Consider the following 18,023-nt stretch of genomic DNA (forward strand, 5'->3'; position numbering starts at 1 on the left):
CTTCTTTTTGTTTCAGCAGAAGTTGAAGCGGGTAAATGGGAAGTAACCTATTTTTGGGGGCGACCGACTGGCACAGTGCTTTCTGCCATCTGTGCCGCTTGGCTGAATATCTCATCTAAAAAGAGAAGAAGGTGAATGCATGGCCAAGCATAATCGTTTTATGAGATGGTGCTTTTCGATCATTTTGGTGCTGATCATCATTTATTTGGGATCGCTTGTTGATTTTATTTTCAAGCCCATTTTGTCGTTATTCAGTATGATCATCGTACCGCTCATGCTTGCAGCATTTTTTTATTATTTGGTTCGTCCGCTCGTGAATGTAATGGAGCGGCACAAGGTGAATCGGACCTTTGCCGTTTTGCTCATTTATTTGGCGTTCGCGGTCATTATGGCCGGTTTTAGCATCGTCGTATGGCCTTCGCTGCGAACACAATTGTTTAATCTGGTCGAAAATGCGCCTACGCTGTTCACCTCGTTAAGCGATCAAGTAGAGGAGCTTCAGCATAATCGCTTTTTATCGACTTTTTTGCCGCAGGATTCGAATCTACTCTCTAAGCTGACCGAGTATTTGAACAAAGGCTTTACGTTGCTCACGGATTATTTATCCGGGCTATTTGCCTTTTTCTCCAATTTTGCGATCGTGTTAATCACGTTTCCGATTCTGCTGTTTTATATGCTGAAGGAAGGCGGGAAGTTTGGGGAACAAATCGTCAGCTTTATCCCCAAGCGGTTCCGTAAGGACGGGACGGAGGTTATGGCTGAGATCGATCATATGCTAAGCAGCTTTATCGTAGGCCGGGTGATCGTCAATTTGGCGCTTGGCGTATTGATGTACGTTGGTTTTCTAATTATTGATTTGCCATACGCGCTGCTGCTTACCGTCGTGGCGGTCATACTTAATTTTATCCCGTTTATCGGCTCATTCCTGTCCTCGGTGCCTATCGTCATCATCGGATTTATTGAAGCGCCGTCCATTGCGATCTGGTCGATTGTGATCATTACGATCGCTCAGCAAATCCAAGATAATTTGATTGCCCCATATGTGTTTGGCAAGCAGCTTGATATTCATCCGCTGACAACAATTATATTGGTGCTTGTAGGCGGGGATATAGCGGGGATACTTGGCATTTTGCTCATTATACCGGTGTATATGATTTTGAAAATCGTTTATTGCAGGGTGTATGAGCTATTCTTTAAGCAATTATGGGAAAACGCATGATATTTATTTGGCTGAATGGATGCGTGTTCTTCCTTTCTCTGGTATAATGACGTCGACTTAGGCAAATTAACCGAAAGTACGGTGGCAGAAACAATATGAGCATAATCGCTTTGAAAAATAAACGAATCGTCATTGCCGGATCGCGCAAAACAGATGAAATGAGCTTAATCGTAGAAAAACAAGGCGGAATTCCAATCATTCGCTCGCTTCAAGGTTTAACGATGTTTGACGAGGATTTGCTTGCGGAGCCGCTGCGGAAATTCGCAGAGCAGGGCACCGACTGGCTCATTTTGACGACGGGGATGGGATCGGACAGCTTGATTGCCGCAGCTGACAAGCTGGGCATTGGACAGGCTGTTCGGGACCGGATGTCACAAGCGAAAATTGCAACAAGAGGCTACAAAACGTCAGCGTTTCTCAAACGGGCGGGCCTCAAGGCCGTTGTCAGCGATGATGACGGGACGATGAAGGGGCTAATAGACAATTTGTCGGCATATGATTTTCAAGGGCAGCGCGTATGGATTCAGCTGCATGGCGAGCCGGCGCCTGAGCTGGTGCGTTTTCTTGAATCAAAAGGCGCGAAACAGGTAGAGACCGTGCTGCCGTACAAACATGTTCCGCCGAGTGCAGCCACATTGGATACGCTAATGGCGGAGTTGGCTGAAGGATCGGTAGACACCATATGCTTCACGACCGCGGTGCAGGTGCATTATTTGTTTAAGTATGCCGGTGAAACGGATCGCATAGCTTTTCTGTTGGATGTCTTTGAAGGGCGAATCGTTGCAGCAGCAGTCGGAAAAGTAACGCAGGAGGCGCTGAGGGAGTACGGGGTGAAACGGATAGTTGTCCCGGAGCTGGAGAGAATGGGCGCGCTAATTATTGAAATCGGCCGTTATTATGAAAGCATTGAAGGCAGCAAATGATAGTCGAGTGTTTTAAAAAAAGTGATGATACGCCAAATGCGGCGGAATCATCACTTTTTTTAGTTGCTGCTGCATACGGATTAGAGCATGGCATCCAGATTTTGCAGCGGCCTGAGTAAATTATATTTCATTAAGCTCGCGGCAGCTTCGACATCACGTGCTTCCAACGCTTGAATGATCGCCTCATGATCTTTGCCGGCAGCCTGCGTCTCCCAATTCGGGCGTTTAATAAAAATGTACTTATATCTTCTAATATGCATTTGAAGGGAGGAGCTGAACGTCAATATATACGGGTTGTTTGCGATTTGCAAAATCCTATCATGAAACTTCTCGTCAAACTCCATCGCTTGATAAAACTCTTTTTGGTCAACGCATTCGTCGAAGGAAGCATTGATGGCGCGCAGCTCTTCGATATGCTCCGGCTGGATGTTGGCGGCGGCAAGCTCGGCAGCTAATGCATGAAGGGCAGTTAACGGCCCATATAGCTTGACGATATCCTCCTTCTCCAGCGTCGTCACTCTCGTTTCTTTTCCTGGAAACGTCTGAATGAGACCCTGAACCTCAAGCAGCTGAAAAGCTTCCCTAATCGGCGTGCGGCTCACGCCCAGCGCTTCGGCAAGATCAGTATCGATAAGCTTCTCTCCAGGCTGAAGCGTGCCGTCGATAATCCATTTTTGAAGCTGGGTCAAGGTGCGCTCTTTGGCGGATAGTCTAACCGGGGTGGAATAGTCGGTTGGAATAGGCAACACGAGCCCTCCTTTATTATTTTATTTCATTATTAATTAATTTGGATTCAACCAATATATAATATATCGCATAATGAATGACCGACGCAAATGATTAAACGTGCAAAATGAATAGATTGCTTTTATCCGCTTAAGGAAATATAATATGCAATATATCGCATATCACAATACATTATTTTGAGTAAGGAGTAACCTGTATGTCCAGCAACCAAGCCTCTATCGCCACGTCGCCAACCGCTTTACAAACGCTGTTTCCTTTATTGTTTGCCATTAGCTTCGTACATTTGATTAATGATACGATTCAGTCTGTCGTACCGGCCTTATTTCCGATCTTAAAGGATTCGCTATCGCTCAGCTTCGCGCAAATCGGCTTGATCTCATTGATGATCAATGTAACGGCGGCGCTGCTTCAGCCGATCATTGGCATTTTCTCCGATACGCATCCGAAGCCGATGCTGCTGCCGATAGGCATGCTGTTTACGCTGGGCGGGGTTGCGGCACTATCCTACGCGTCACATTTCTGGATGGTCATGGCCGCTGTAATGCTTATTGGGGTCGGCTCGGCCGTCTTCCATCCGATCTCCGCGCGTGTAGCTTATTTAGCAGCAGGAACAAGGAAGGGCACAGGCCAGTCTATTTTTCAATTCGGCGGCAATATTGGACAATCGCTTGCTCCGATCATGACAGCTCTGTTATTCGTACATACGGGTCAGCAGGGTGTCATCTGGTTTGCGCTATTTGCTACAATCGGAATCGTCATTCAATATAATGTGGCAAAATGGTATGGGTCGCAGCTTGCTCTGGTTCCTAGCAAGAGCACGAAACAGGCGGCCAAGCCAGTGTCTAAGCTAAATGTATCATCGGGTAAAGTCGTATTTGCGCTCACGATTTTAATGATTCTTGTTTTTTCCAAAAACGTGTATATCGCTGCGATCAGCAGCTACTATTCCTTCTATGCAATCGATCATTTTGGATTATCGGTCGGCCATGCGCAAATGGTGCTGTTCGTCTTTCTGGCCGCCAACGTAATCGGTTTGCTGCTCGGGGGCATTTTGGCGGATAAGTTCAGCCGCCGCAGCTTGATCTGGTTTTCCATATTGGGAACGGCTCCGTTTGCCCTGCTGCTCCCTTACGCGAATTTAACGTTTTCCGTCATTTTAATCTTTTTTGCCGGACTCATTTTAGCCTCGGCTTTCTCCGTAATACTGGTTTATGCGAATGAACTTCTGCCAGGCAGAGTAGGACTCGTATCAGGCGTGTTCTTCGGGATGGCGTTTGGACTCGGCGGCATCGGCTCGGCTATCCTTGGCAATCTGGCCGACTCCATGGGCATCGAGTTTGTCATTCGCTGCACTTCGTATTTGCCTCTGCTCGGCATGCTTACGATTTTGCTGCCATCGGATCGGAAGAGTAAGGCTAGCGAGTAGATTAGCACGGGTAAGGCTTGCAAGGCATTCGATACGAGCTGGGAAGCATAGGGTTATGAATATAGTGCTTAGCAGCACCTTGTCTCGACCAGTTAGAGGGCGAATTTCTCACTTGGACAATTTCCGCGTTGTCCCCATGCACATACAATAATGGTGTATAGCCCAATCGGTGCTGGAAGGGGAGTAGCGCTGTGAGTAAGCGGACTTTAATGATCGTATCGCTTGTCATTTACGTTTTGCTAGCCATCTTATTCGTGGTTCTGTCTATTATCAACTAAACACATAACAGAGCAAGGGCTGCCCCATGAGTAGAATGTTCTACGTTGGGCAGCCCTTGCTCGTTTTATTTGAATGGCTATAGGCTATTAGCTGAGCTTTTCCTGATTGAGCTTTGTTTTTCGGTACTCCTTAGGCACGACGCCCTTCGTTTCGCGAAAAATGCGGGAAAATGTTTTGTAGGAGCCGTAGCCCACCTCAAGCGCGATTTCGGCGACGCTCATATCGGTTGAGACGAGCAGGCTGCACGCATGCCGCAAGCGCAGGTCATGCAGGAAGTGGACGAAGGTTTGTCCGGTCGTCTGTTTTATGACCTCGCTTATTCGCGATACGCTGAGGGAGAAGCGGCTGGCAAGATCAGAGAGCGCGATCTCATCCTGATAATGGCGATGAATATAATGAATGATCGGCCAAACCGATGCGTTGGATTTGGAGCCAAGCGTTGAAATGACTGCTGATGGAGCTGCTTTCCGGCGATAGCGGTCGAAGCAGGCCAATATTTCCTTTAACCTGACTTGGAGCATCGTCCGGCGCCAAGGCTCTTGACCTTGATATTCATGATACATATCCTCGATTAAATGCTTCATCCTTGCGTTTTCGGCGCCGCTTAGCTGAACGAATGGCGGCAGCATATTTTGGGCGATTAAGTCCATAAGGCCGTTTTCTTGACCCGGCTCTATCAATAAATCCATGCTGAACATGCAATTATAAAGCACTAATGTACTGCCTGGCTCCGTAAAAAGCTCATGCACCTGATAAGGCAGCACGAATGTAAAGGTGCCGGGCAGCATTTGATGCTTGGCATCATTGATCGATTCGGAGCCTCTTCCGTCTACGACATAAGAAAACTCCAAAAAGTCGTGGCGATGCGGGCGAAAGCCATGATAAAGCCGGTTCAAGCTAATATGGAGAGGAGAGGAAGTGTTCATATTTGGATACGTTTTCAAATAATCAGGTATATAAGTCATGAAATAATGGATTCCTCCGAAAATCTGAGACGTTTATCGAAAAACAAGCACGATTTCTGATCCCGTTTATTTTAACATAAATAACGAGATCAAGCGTTAGCGAAAGCAAATGCTTGCGAAGGAAGCTTTGTTATCCAACTCATTAGGAGGAATTTCAGTGGCCGTTGACAATAAAATTAGAATCGGCATTATCGGCGCAGGCAATATCGGTAATGTGCATGCAGGTGAATTTTCGAAGCTGGGCGAAGAGTGCGTCATTACGGCAATTACGGATGCTTATTTGCCGCTTGCTGTAGAGCGCGCGAAGCAATACGGCATCGCAAACGTAGCAAATTCGCCAGAGGAGCTGATTCAGCGCTCTGACATAGATGCGGTTATTATCGGCGTGCCTAACCAGTTCCACGCGCCGCTTGCGCTGCAAGCATTGGCGGCTGGCAAGCATGTCCTGCTCGAGAAGCCGATGGGAATCAACGGCGATGCGGCTCGTCAAATTTTGAAAGCAAGCCAAGCTTCCGATCGCGTTGTCATGGTCGGCCATCAAATGCGCTGGGAATCGGTGCCGATGCAAATTAAAGAGCAAATCGACCGCGGGGAGCTTGGCAAAATATATACGGCAAAAACCGGCTGGTTCCGCCGCAAAGGCATCCCAGGCTGGGGCACATGGTTTACGCAAATGGATCAATCTGGCGGCGGTCCGCTTATCGATATCGGCGTTCATATGCTTGATCTAGCGCTGTACTTGATGGGCAATCCAAAGCCGGTATCCGTTTACGGGGCAACCTATGCCGAGTTTGGTCCAAGCCGCAAAGGCATTGGCACTTGGGGAACGCCGAATTGGAACGGTACTTATGATGTCGAGGATTTGGCAACGGCCTTGATCAAAATGGAAGACGGAAGCACGCTTTCGCTGGAAGTCAGCTGGGCAGTTCATATGGATACGGACAATACGCCGTTCATTCATGTGATGGGTTCGGAAGGCGGCGCCAGCTACCGCGGTGCCGAAGGCAAGCTGCTTACGGAGAAGTTTGACCGTCCGATCGAAACGGTGCTTCGCAAAGCCGACAACGATGAAGGGGAACGCGCGCGTCTAAGCCGCCACTTCCTTGCTTGCATTCGGGAAGGCAAGCAGCCGATTACTTCCGCTTTAACTGGATTTACGAACAACCTTGTGCTTGATGCGATTTATGAATCATCCCGCACAGGCAACGAAGTGAAGCTGGATTGGAATTTAAACTAAAATAATTGAAGGAATAAGGAGGAAACCGCATGTTAAGAGGACTAACCGGCGCAGGGCTGGGCCGCATAGAAAGTGATGAACGCCTTATTGAGCTTGCTGGGGCAAATGGTTTTCAGGCTGTGGATTTGGATGCGGGATCGCTGATCGAGCGTCATGGGGTAGAGCAGGCACGCGAGCTGCTTGCAAAGAACGGCGTGGTCATTGGTTCAATCGGGCTGCCGGTAGAATGGAGAACGACGGAAGAGGCGTTTCTGGAAGGTTTGGAGAAGCTTGCTGCTTCCGCCGCAGCCGCAGCTGCGCTTGGATGCACGAGCTGCTGCACGTATATTTTGCCTTCCACGGATTTGAAGGCCGCTCGCTTTATGGCATTGGCAACACGCAGATTGCGTACTTGCGCGCAAATTCTTGGCGCATATGGCATACGCCTCGGACTTGAGTTTGTTGGTCCGCATCACTTGCGTACACGCTGGGCGAACCCGTTCATTTGGACGATTGAGGAGACGCTGGAATGGATCGACGCGATTGGCGAGAGCAACGTAGGGCTGTTGTTTGACGCATACCACTGGTATACGAACGAGTTGACTATTGCTGATATCGAAGCGCTTCGCGCCGATCAAATCGTGCATGTCCATATTAATGACGCGCCAGACGTGCCAGTAGCAGAAGCGCTCGACAATGGCCGGATCTATCCGGGCGAAGGCGTTATTGATCTTGTGGGCTTCCTTCAAGCGCTTGATCGTATCGGCTATAAGGGCGCGGTGTCGCAGGAGATTTTGACCGCTGAGGCTCCATCGCAATCGCCGGAAGAGCTCGTTCAGCGCTCCAAAGCCGGCTTCGATAAAGTATTTGGCGCAGCAGGCCTATAGAACGGAACTTAAAAATGGTTGAGCGCTTGGTAAAGGCAGCTCAGCCATTTTTTTAGTTTGCAGCAGAAATTGCCATAGACGCGTGCTTATCGTGCGACCATGGTGTAACGCATGCGCCATTTCTCCCATGCAACGATTCACAGACAACCTCCCTAAAAACCAACAAAAATAACCATTGCCGCAAGCAAGCGCTAATTTACATATGATTTTGTTTGAAATCTGATGGGTACTGTTCGAGAAGGGGAATCCGTTATGATGGATAATAACCGTTTTTTTAAACAGGAGACCGATAATATGGCAAATAAGGCAGAGCAGATACATCCGCTGCATCTTTGGTATAAGCAGCCGGCTACCAGATGGGAAGAAGCGCTGCCGATCGGCAACGGCCGATTAGGCGGCATGGTATTTGGCGGCGTGAATAAGGAACGGATTCAATTAAATGAAGATACGCTTTGGTCGGGCTTTCCCCGCGATACCAATAATTACGAAGCGCTCCGTTATTTGAAGCGTGCGCGGGAGCTGATTGCGGAGAAGCGGTTTGTAGAGGCTGAGCAGCTCATTGAGGCGAAAATGCTCGGAACTAATACCGAATCGTATCAGCCGATGGGCGATTGGTTTGTAGAGCACCATTTTGCACAACAAAACGATCAGCCTGAAAGTTATATTCGCAAGCTTGACATTGACGCGGGCATCACCATGACAAGCTTCAAGCTCGGACGAACCACGTATACACGCGAGACGTTTGTCAGCGCAGTCGATCAAGTGCTTTGCACAAGATTTGAAGCGGATGGAGACGAGCTTCTGGAGCTTACCGCATCGCTGCAAGCGTCCGTTCCGTTCGAGCTTGCCTCACAAGACAACCATTCTATTGTGCTGCACGGACGCTGTCCAAGCCATGTCGCGGACAATTATTTGGGCGATCATCCGAGGGCAGTCCAGTATGAAAGGGACCTTGGCATTACGTTTCAAACGAAGCTTGCTGTGAAGGTGGATGGCGGCGAGGCCAGTGTTAACGGCGACAAGCAATTAATGATTCGCGGCGCTCGTTCCGCTACTTTTCTGCTCAGCGCGGCAACAAGCTTTGAAGGTTTTGATCGTCAGCCAGAAGCGAACGCGGACGTCATTAGCATGCAAAACAATCTCGTGCTGAAAGCGGCACTATCGCTTGGCTATGAAAAGTTGCGCGTGCGCCATGTTGACGATCATCGCCGTTTGTTCCAGCGCGTAGAGATCCAATTAGGGGAAACGCCTAATGCCCATCTGCCTACTGACGAGCGGCTTGAAGCCTATAAAAGAGGCGAGCAAGATCCGCAGCTGGAAGCGTTGTATTTCCAGTATGGCCGGTATTTGCTGATGGCAAGCTCACGTCCTGGAACGCAGCCGGCTAACCTGCAAGGCATCTGGAATGACCGGGTGCAGCCGCCTTGGAACAGCGATTATACGACAAATATAAATACGCAGATGAACTACTGGCCCGCGGAGCTTGGCAATTTGAGCGAATGCCATGAACCGTTGTTCCAGCTTATTGAGGAGCTAAGCGAGTCAGGCGCGCGAACAGCTGCGATTCATTACAACAGCTCGGGCTGGGCAGCCCACCACAATGTTGATTTGTGGCGCACATCAACCCCAACAGCGGGACATCCAAGCTGGGCGTTTTGGCCGCTTGGCGGCGTATGGCTGACGCAGCATTTGTGGGAGCATTATTTGTATAATCCGAACGAACATTTTTTGCGGGAGAAAGCTTATCCCCTTATGAAAGGGGCAGCGCTCTTTTGCTTGGACTGGCTGCAGGAGAACGAGCAAGGGCTGCTTATGACCTCGCCTTCTACCTCGCCGGAAAATAAATTTCTAACCTCCGAAGGCGAACCGAGCAGCGTAGCGGAATCGTCTGCCATGGATATTACATTAATTGGCGAATTGTTTGATCACTGCATTGCGGCTGCAAGCCTGCTGAAGCAGGATGAAGCTTTTGCGGAGCGGCTCGCCGCTGCAAGGCTCAAGCTGCCGCCGCTGCAGATTGCACCTAACGGATTACTACAGGAATGGCATGAGCATTTTGAGGAGCATGAGCCGGGTCATCGCCATGTCTCGCACCTATACGGCTTATATCCGGGTACGACGATTAATCAGGAAGAAACGCCGAAGCTCGTTGAAGCAGGGCGGCTATCGCTTGAGAGCCGCATTAAGAACGGCGGCGGACATACGGGGTGGAGCTGTGCTTGGCTCATTAATCTGTATGCGCGGCTGAAGGAGCCAGAGTCCTCCTACCGCTTCATTCATACGCTGCTTGCGCGCTCGACGCATCCGAATTTGTTTGATGATCATCCGCCGTTCCAAATTGACGGCAACTTTGGCGGAGCCGCAGGCATTGCCGAGCTGCTGCTGCAAAGCCATTTGAACAGCATTGAGCTTCTGCCGGCACTTCCGGCTGCGTGGCCGAGCGGCCATATTAAAGGGATTAAGGCAAGAGGCGGCTTTGTCGTTGATATCGAGTGGAAGGACGGAAAGCTGACGAGCGGCCGCATTCTCTCTACGCATGGTTTGCCGTGCAGCCTAAGTTCCAAAGAAGCGATTATCGTTCATACTTCCAAGGGCAAAACAATTGATGCAACTAGGCCATTCCCAACAATCAAAAATGAATGGTACAGCCTAACGACAACAACCAAAGAAGGGGAGTAACCATAATGACGACCAATACACGTTTTCCTTTTGAAAATATAGAGCTTCCGCTAGAAGAGCGGGTAACCGATCTTGTATCTCGCTTTACGCTGGATGAGAAAGTGGAATCGATGGTGCAATATCAGCCGGAAATCGAGAGATTAGGCGTAAAACCATATAAGCATGGAACAGAAGCGGCTCATGGCATGGCGTGGCTGGGCGAAGCGACGACGTTCCCGCAGCCGATCGGGCTTGGCTGCACGTGGAATCCCGTGCTGCTGAAGGAAGTGGGCTCGGTCATTGGCGACGAGGCGCGCGTTTACTTTCAGCGCAATCCGGCCATTAACGGTTTGACGTTATGGGCGCCAACGGTCGATATGGAGCGTGATCCGCGCTGGGGCCGGACGGAGGAGGCTTACGGGGAGGATCCGAAGCTGACAGGCGAGCTGACGGCATCGCTCGTGCAGGGCATCCAAGGCGATCACCCGCTTTACTTCAAAGCGGTTGCGACCTTGAAGCATTTTATCGGCAATAACAATGAAATAAATCGCGGCAGCTGCTCGGCGAGCATCGACCCGCGCAACATGAAGGAGTATTATCAAGCTGCGTTTAAGCCGGCGTTCGTGAAGGGCGGCGCGCATTCCATGATGACCTCGTACAACTCGGTCAACGGTACGCCGACGATTTTGCATGAGGATGTAAATAAAGTGGTGAAAGAGGAATGGGGCATGAACGGCTTCATCGTAAGCGATGCAGGCGACTTGCTTGGAATCGTCAATGACCATCACTATTACGACTCCTACAAGGATGCGGTGGCGCATGCGATCAAAGCCGGCATTGACAGCATCACGGATGATAAAGAGAAATCATGCGCCGCGATCCGAGAAGCACTGGCAGAAGGGCTGCTGACGGAGCAGCATTTGGACAAAGCGCTCATCAACACATTCCGCGTACGCTTCCGGTTGGGCGAGTTTGATCCATCGGGGCAAAATCCTTACGCCAACGTACCGGAATCGAAGCTTTGCGCGCCTGAGCATGGCGAATTGTCGCTGCAAGCTGCGCGAGAGTCGATCGTGTTGCTGAAAAACGAAGGCAGTATTCTGCCTCTAAACAAAGAAAAGCTAAACAGCGTAGCCGTTATCGGGCCGCTTGCCGATGCCGTATACCGCGACTGGTATTCCGGTTCGCTTCCATACAAAGTGACGCCGCTTGAAGGCGTTAAGAGCAAGCTCGCCGGCAAATCCGTTTCGTACAGCAGCGGCAACGACCGCGTTGTATTGAAATCGGCTGCAAGCGGCAAAGCGCTGCAAGCTTCAACGAACGCTGAAAGCCGCCTGCAGGCCGGCGAATCGGAAGAAGCGGCTGGCGAGACGTTTGAAGTTACCGATTGGGGCTGGGGCAGCTTCACGCTAGAGAGCAAAACCTCCGGCAAGCTGCTTACAAGCGCTGATGATGTCAATATCGCAGCATCGGCAACCGAAGCATTTGGCTGGTATGTGAAGGAAGTTTTCAAGCTTGACGAGCAGCCAGGCAATCAATTTGCGATTCGGACGTGGAACGGCAAGCTGGTATCGGCTCCGAACGGCGGTGCGGATTCCTTGCAAATTACAGAAGCTTCTGAGATTGGGACTAACGAGCTGTTCACGAAGGATGTTATCACGGACGGCATCGCTGAGGCGGTTGCGGCAGCGAAAGCGGCCGAAACGGCAATCGTCTTCGTCGGCAACAATCCGCTCATTAACGGCAAGGAAGAGGTCGATCGCCCAAGCCTTGATTTGGCGGCATCGCAAAACGAGCTAATCAGCGCTGTATTCGCGGCTAATCCTAACACGAGCGTAGTCGTCATCGGCAGCTATCCGTTTGCGCTGAACGCGGTTAATGAGAAAATACCGGCGATTGTTTACTTGTCGCATGCGGGGCAAGAGCTCGGCAACGCCGTCGCAGACGTGCTCTTTGGCGACTATTCGCCCGCAGGACGCCTTAATATGACCTGGTACAAATCCGAGGAGCAGCTGACGGACCTGATGGACTATGACATTTTGAAGGGCAAAAGAACGTACCTGTATTTTGACGGCGAGCCTTTGTACCCGTTCGGTTACGGCCTCAGCTACGGTTCATTCCGTTATGGCCCGCTTGAATTAACAAATAACGCGGCTAACATCGAAGGCAGCGTAACCGCTAAGCTGCAGGTAACGAACGAGTCTGCCGTTATCGCCGATGAGGTCGTGCAATTGTACGTCCGTACGGAAGGCTCGCGGGTTGAGCGCCCGCTGAAGAAGCTTGTTGGCTTTACGCGGATCACGTTGCAGGCAGGAGAGACAAAGGATGTGCAAATCATTGTCCCTGCGGAAGAGCTTGCGATTTGGGATGTAACGCGTGGCCGGTTCTGCCTTGAAAGTGCTGCATATACGTTTGCGGCTGGCGGCTCCTCCGATGACGTTAAAGTGTCTGCCACCATCACGATAGTGGGAGAAACGATTCCGCAGCGCAATTTATCGCTGCAAACTCGCGCAGAGAACTATGATGATTATGCGCATGTTTATTTGGACGAGAGCAAAGAGGGGGGCACGGCTGTCCGGCTATCGCAATCCGAAGGCTGGATCGCGTTCAAGGATATCGATTGGTCAAACGGCTCTTCGGTTTTGGAAGCACGCGTCAGCGGCGGGGAACAGGGCGGCTCGTTATCGGTTACGATTGGCAGCCCGGTTCGTTCAGCAATCGGCGCTTGCACCGTCGCGGCGAGCGGCGAGCAGCAATGGCAAACCGTTCGGATTGACTTGTCCACCATGAAGCCTGAGGGCGATCTGGTTATCGGCTTGACGGGAAGCGTTAAGCTATCCTATTTTCACATTCAATAAGGTTAGCTTTCATTCATACGAATGTACGGAGCTGTTCAAAGCTGCAATACGGGCCTTGGACAGCTCCGTTTTTTTGCGCGGCTGCGGTTGCATTTTCCGAAAAACGGCTTTATTGTTTAAACTAGCATAGAACATTGGCAGAGGAGCTAGTTGCAGTGAAGAATGAAATCGAGATTAACTTGTATAAGGATTGGATCGATACGGTGAAGGAAGTATTTCGAGGCTCGGGGCATCCATTGCCGGATTCGATCAGCGACAGGGAGGCAGCGTTTGCCTACTTCTCTCAGACTGCCCAATCGGATGAAGAGGCTGAGCAGCGGCTTGAGGCGAATGAGGAGCGTCTTTCCTCGATGGAGCAAATTATTTTGGAACATTTCGAGACGGTTATTGCTCCGGATATACGCAGCAAGACGGGGTATACAGGCGACCGCTTTACCTTCCAATGGTTGTACAACCAAGGCGAGCATGTCGTCGAAAAACATTCATCGTACCGCATACCGCTCTGATCAGAGCGGTTTTTTGCGCTTGCATGCGGCTCAGCTACTCAAACGTGAAATACCAGAAGATTGCAATCTCATTGCTGCTCTCATCAAGACCTTTATATAGAAAGGAATCAAAACCGCCGATAACAAATCCACAGCTTTCATAAAATTTGCACGCTCTGACGTTATTGTTTTGCGTTTCTAACATGATGCCCGGCAAGCCAGCGGACTTCGCCCATTGCTTAGCCTGTTCGATTAATAGGCGGCCAGCGCCAGATCTTCGGGATTGCTTGTCCACCTTGATGTCTTCGATATAGGCGTAATGGTTCCAGTGTTTTTTCAAAATGATTTGGCCAACCGCTTTATTTTCCAGATACGCTAGATATACGATTTGATTCGGGTTAGCGATGTACGCCGAGTAGTCAGAGTCCGTTGTTTCTTCGTTTGGATCACTGGAGTAGCTTTTCTCATAACGGGGAATCTCTTTTACCGTATATCCGATTTTATTATGGTTTGCATGCAAAATGAGGATAGAATCAACGGTAAAGCTATCATCAATGTCGATCCAATCGTCTTGATTGTCAGCTGATAATTGTCTGATATGGATATCCATATAGGTCCTCCTAGTTTTAGGCGTTAGTAGCTGTTGACAGCCTTAGCAGCGTATATTCACTTTTAACACATGAAGCCAAGGAAGGGCAATGTCTAATTTCCATATGATAAAATAACGAATAAGTTATGTATGAATGCGCCCATGCCCGCTTTATAATATAGGATGCTTCAGAACTTTGCACAAAAAAGTAAACGCTTTCCCAATGAGGGGAGGGAGCAGATGATATGAAAACTAGGATCAGTTCGATCGCCAACAAGATGAACAATATACGCATAAAAAACAAGCTGATCTTTTCATTTATTCTTGTTGTATTTGTTCCCGTGCTTATCGTTGGCATATTTTTAACGGTCGCTTTTCGCCAAAACGTACTCGACCAGGCAACCCAGCAAATTACGAACAACGTAGAGCGAATCAAGAAACAGACCTTGGACATTATTCGGATGCCGATTGAGATTTCGGATAAGCTGCTCGTCGACAGCCGGTTGACCAATGTCGTGAACACACAGTACGATTCGACCTTCGAGGTTGTCAAAGCGTTCTGGGATTACCGCGATTTTCGCGACTATATCCACCTATATAGCGAAGTGTACAACATCCGTTTCTACACGACGAATATGACCATCCTAGATAACTGGGAATTTCTTAAATTGACCGACCCTATTGCACGGGAGCCTTGGTATAAGTCAGCGATAGGGGAGGACGGCATTCATTGGGGTTATATTCGCGACGAAACGAAGAACAACCGGAAATATTTGAGCCTCATTCGAAAAATTACGTTTCCAACCTACCGGACAAGCGGCGTGCTGGTAATCGGGGTTAACCAAGACGAGCTGAACGCGATGATCAGCCAGGAGCCGTTCGATACGATGATCATCGATGATAGCGGCAATATGATTGCCGCCAAAAACCCTGAATGGGTGGGCAAAAACATATCTGAATTAGACTTTGCCAGTAAACTAACAAATAAAGCGAAGGGCACCTACGAGCTTAAATATGACGGCAAGCCATCCAAAATCGTAATCGAGGATCTGCTTCCTGATTCAAGCCGCAATGGGCTCAAAATCGTCTCCGTATTTACGATTGACAGCATCGTAAGCGGGGCCAATCGCATAAGCTTGCTTGGATTCGGCATCATTATGCTAAGTCTGCTTATCGCGTTTGTGTTAATTTATATTTTCTCGGCGATTTTAGCCAAGCGGATGCTCGTCTTGAATAAAGACTTGAACAAGGTCGCAATGGGCGACTTGAATGTCATTTCGAATGTGACAGGCAGTGACGAGATCGGCATATTATCCAAACAATTTAACAATATGGTCGTCAGCATACGCGGCTTAATGGATGAGGTAGCGGAATCGCACAAACAGCAGGCGCAGCTGCAGCTCAGGCAAAAAGAGATTAAGCTCAAGATGATGGCAAGCCAGATCAATCCGCATTTTCTGTTCAATGCGCTGGAGTCGATCCGTATGAAGGCGCATATCAAGGGCGAGACGGAAATCTCTTCAATCGTCCGTATGCTGGGCAAAATGATTCGCCGCAATTTAGAGGTTGGAACGCGTAAAATCGCCCTGAAGGACGAGCTGGAGATGGTACGCTGCTATTTGGAAATCCAAAAGTTCAGATACGGGAATGATCGCTTGGCCTTCCGCCTTGATATCGATGAAGCCGGACAGGAAATTGAAGTTCCGCCGCTCATTATTCAGCCGCTTATCGAGAATGCGGTCGTGCATGGGTTGGAAAATGTGGCAGAGGGCGGCTTCGTTTCGTTAACGACGCAGGTGATTGAACGTGTGCTCCGCATAGAGGTTGTCGATAATGGCGTAGGCATTGGCGAGGACAAAATCGATCAAATTAATGAAGCTCTTCATGATATGGAAGAAGAGGAGGAGTACCGGATCGGGCTGCGCAATGTTCATCAGCGGCTAGTCATGATCTATGGCGACAGCTACGGCTTAACGATTAAGAGCGAGCTGGGCCTTGGTACCCAAATTACTTTTGAAATTCCGATAGGGGGTCATCCATTTGCATAAAGTGCTTATTGTCGACGACGAGCCGATGATTCGAGAAGGGCTGCAGACGTTAGTGGATTGGGGCAAATACGGCTTTGCCGTCGTTGGAGCAGCATCGAACGGCCGAGAGGCGGTGGAGAAACATGCGGCGCTTGGTCCTGATTTGATTCTCATCGACATTCGGATGCCTGGCATGGATGGGCTGCAAGCGATAGAGGAAATAAGGAAGACGGACGCGGTTTGCCACTTCTTGATTTTGAGCGGATATGCCGAGTTTGATTATGCGAAGCAAGCGATAGCGCATAATGTAGACGGTTATATCTTAAAGCCTATCGATGAGGATGAGCTGGAGAGCTATGTCGAGCGCATCAGCACCCGTCTCCAAAAACAGTCCGAGCAGCAGCTGAATGCGGAACAATCGACGATGCTTCTGCGCGAGGAGATGCTTCAGCAGCTTGCTGCGGGCAAGCTTGACCCGAATCTATCTAGCACCCAAGAATTGAAAACGCTCTTAGGAGCGCCGGCAAAATATTATCAGCTGCTTTTAATCGAGCTTTACAGCAGAGAGCATTCCCTTACGATGAATGCAACGCTTAAGAAGAAGCTTGCGGAAATTGTCGAGCAGAAGCAGCTGGGCTTTGTTTTCTCGGCTGAGCCCTATGTTGGGGTGCTGCTAAAAGATTTTTTGCTGCAAAATGGCTCGCGAGAGCAAATGAAGCAATGGATCGAGGAATGCTGCGGCGCGAGGGTGCGCTTCGCGGCAGCAGCAAGCGATTCGGTTCGCGATCCCGGTGAGCTGCAGAATTGGACGCCTGCCGTACGGGGGTTGCTGAAGCAGCGCTTTATGCTGCAGGGGCAGCAAATTCACTTGGCATCATTGTTTCTTCATGGTAAGCAATCGGAGGAGCCTATCCAAAGCGAAGCGCCTTCGATTGACAGCCTTGCGCAGAAGCTTTATTACATGCTCGATATCGGCAGCAAGGATGGGATAGACAAGGCGCTGCAAGAGGCTTCCGAGCACATTTGCGCGTATGACATATCGGAGCAATTCGTCAAATCAAGCTGGGCTCAGCTGCTTACAATCGTATTGAACAAAGCGACCGCGTCCAATCCGGGAGTTTCCGTGCAGGAGGATTTGTCGATGGTTACCGCTCTGTATCTTGCGCATCATTATGATGAAATGATCGATCAGCTTCGGAAGCGGCTTTCGGATTTGGCAGCGAAAATAGGCAAGTCGGACAGCTTGTCCGTTATGAAGCAAATGACGGATTTCATTGAACGTCACTACAGCGAGAACATTAAACTGGAGACGCTGGCTGATCTGTTTAATTACAATAGCGGCTACCTCGGCAAAATGTTCAAAAACTATACGGGGGAGCATTTTAATACTTACTTGGATCAGGTGCGCATCCAGCACGCGATCGAGCTTCTGCAAGAGGGGCTGAAGGTGCATCAGGTATCGGAGCGGGTCGGCTATGCGAATGTCGATTACTTCCACAGCAAATTCAAAAAGTATAAGGGTGTTTCTCCTTCCTCTTTCAAGAGCGTGTCTGGCAAGCCGGCCTCTGAATAGAAGAGTAGAAGCCATAAAAAGGATAAAGCTGCATGGAAAAAGGTCGCCCATTTCTTCTGGCTGTTAGAGCTGGCTGATAAATAGGCGTCTTTTTTATGGCAAAATTATTTGTAACCATCGGTTATGAAAGCGCTTGAAAGTGCGTATTTTGATATGATTTTAAGTCTAATT

General features: G+C 49.5%; 13 protein-coding genes and 2 pseudogenes. 12 read left to right on the plus strand and 3 right to left on the minus strand.

The window, feature by feature from the left end; translation table 11 throughout:
- Positions 1-139: 139 nt before the first annotated feature.
- Together ADU23_RS20090 and ADU23_RS20095 are read left to right on the plus strand one after the other, a co-directional pair.
- Positions 140-1,219, plus strand: coding sequence for an AI-2E family transporter (locus tag ADU23_RS20090; RefSeq protein ID WP_053375360.1), 1,080 nt, complete (start codon positions 140-142; stop codon positions 1,217-1,219).
- 95 nt (positions 1,220-1,314) lie between these two features.
- Positions 1,315-2,142 carry a uroporphyrinogen-III synthase gene (locus ADU23_RS20095; protein WP_053375361.1) on the plus strand — a complete coding sequence of 276 codons (828 nt, stop codon included), beginning with the start codon at positions 1,315-1,317 and terminating at the stop codon, positions 2,140-2,142.
- An 80-nt stretch (positions 2,143-2,222) separates the two neighbouring features.
- Here the strand turns inward: ADU23_RS20095 and ADU23_RS20100 are convergent, their stop codons facing one another.
- The gene (locus ADU23_RS20100) at positions 2,223-2,888 is read right to left on the minus strand and encodes a GntR family transcriptional regulator (protein WP_053375362.1); all 666 of its coding nucleotides are present in this window, start codon (positions 2,886-2,888) and stop codon (positions 2,223-2,225) included.
- Between the two features lie 197 nt (positions 2,889-3,085).
- On the opposite strand from ADU23_RS20100, the gene ADU23_RS20105 reads away from it, so the two are divergent.
- Entirely contained in the window at positions 3,086-4,315 is a 1,230-nt protein-coding gene (locus tag ADU23_RS20105; protein WP_053375363.1) for an MFS transporter, read from the plus strand.
- Between the two features lie 365 nt (positions 4,316-4,680).
- Here the strand turns inward: ADU23_RS20105 and ADU23_RS20110 are convergent, their stop codons facing one another.
- The gene (locus ADU23_RS20110) at positions 4,681-5,559 is read right to left on the minus strand and encodes an AraC family transcriptional regulator (protein ID WP_053375364.1); all 879 of its coding nucleotides are present in this window, start codon (positions 5,557-5,559) and stop codon (positions 4,681-4,683) included.
- Between the two features lie 157 nt (positions 5,560-5,716).
- Here ADU23_RS20110 and ADU23_RS20115 point away from each other — a divergent pair, with 157 nt between their 5' ends.
- From ADU23_RS20115 to ADU23_RS20135, 7 genes and pseudogenes are all read left to right on the plus strand, one after another.
- The gene (locus ADU23_RS20115; protein WP_053375365.1) at positions 5,717-6,796 is read left to right on the plus strand and encodes a Gfo/Idh/MocA family protein; all 1,080 of its coding nucleotides are present in this window, start codon (positions 5,717-5,719) and stop codon (positions 6,794-6,796) included.
- Positions 6,797-6,825: 29 nt separating this feature from the next.
- Positions 6,826-7,662: a sugar phosphate isomerase/epimerase family protein gene (locus tag ADU23_RS20120; RefSeq protein WP_053375366.1), complete on the plus strand. Its 837-nt coding sequence runs from the start codon at positions 6,826-6,828 to the stop codon at positions 7,660-7,662.
- A 294-nt stretch (positions 7,663-7,956) separates the two neighbouring features.
- Positions 7,957-8,736, plus strand: a pseudogene (locus tag ADU23_RS34285) (glycoside hydrolase family 95 protein); the annotation flags it as partial.
- Between the two features lie 105 nt (positions 8,737-8,841).
- Positions 8,842-10,032, plus strand: a pseudogene (locus ADU23_RS34290) (glycosyl hydrolase family 95 catalytic domain-containing protein); the annotation flags it as partial.
- A 24-nt stretch (positions 10,033-10,056) separates the two neighbouring features.
- On the plus strand, positions 10,057-10,341 hold the full coding sequence (locus ADU23_RS34295; protein ID WP_442950655.1) for a glycoside hydrolase family 95-like protein: 285 nt from the start codon (positions 10,057-10,059) through the stop codon (positions 10,339-10,341).
- Between the two features lie 5 nt (positions 10,342-10,346).
- Positions 10,347-13,178: a glycoside hydrolase family 3 C-terminal domain-containing protein gene (locus ADU23_RS20130; protein ID WP_053375368.1), complete on the plus strand. Its 2,832-nt coding sequence runs from the start codon at positions 10,347-10,349 to the stop codon at positions 13,176-13,178.
- A 155-nt stretch (positions 13,179-13,333) separates the two neighbouring features.
- On the plus strand, positions 13,334-13,684 hold the full coding sequence (locus ADU23_RS20135) for a hypothetical protein (protein ID WP_053375369.1): 351 nt from the start codon (positions 13,334-13,336) through the stop codon (positions 13,682-13,684).
- Positions 13,685-13,718: 34 nt separating this feature from the next.
- Here ADU23_RS20135 and ADU23_RS20140 read toward each other — a convergent pair whose 3' ends face one another.
- Positions 13,719-14,273: a GNAT family N-acetyltransferase gene (locus ADU23_RS20140; RefSeq protein WP_053375370.1), complete on the minus strand. Its 555-nt coding sequence runs from the start codon at positions 14,271-14,273 to the stop codon at positions 13,719-13,721.
- Positions 14,274-14,497: 224 nt separating this feature from the next.
- Between ADU23_RS20140 and ADU23_RS20145 the strand changes: the two genes are divergently transcribed.
- Entirely contained in the window at positions 14,498-16,300 is a 1,803-nt protein-coding gene (locus ADU23_RS20145; protein ID WP_053375371.1) for a sensor histidine kinase, read from the plus strand.
- A gap of 25 nt (positions 16,301-16,325) precedes the next feature.
- Positions 16,326-17,852: a response regulator transcription factor gene (locus ADU23_RS20150; RefSeq protein ID WP_442950656.1), complete on the plus strand. Its 1,527-nt coding sequence runs from the start codon at positions 16,326-16,328 to the stop codon at positions 17,850-17,852.
- Positions 17,853-18,023: the final 171 nt, after the last annotated feature.

Source organism: Paenibacillus sp. FJAT-27812, assembly GCF_001273905.1.
Lineage (GTDB): Bacteria > Bacillota > Bacilli > Paenibacillales > Paenibacillaceae > Pristimantibacillus.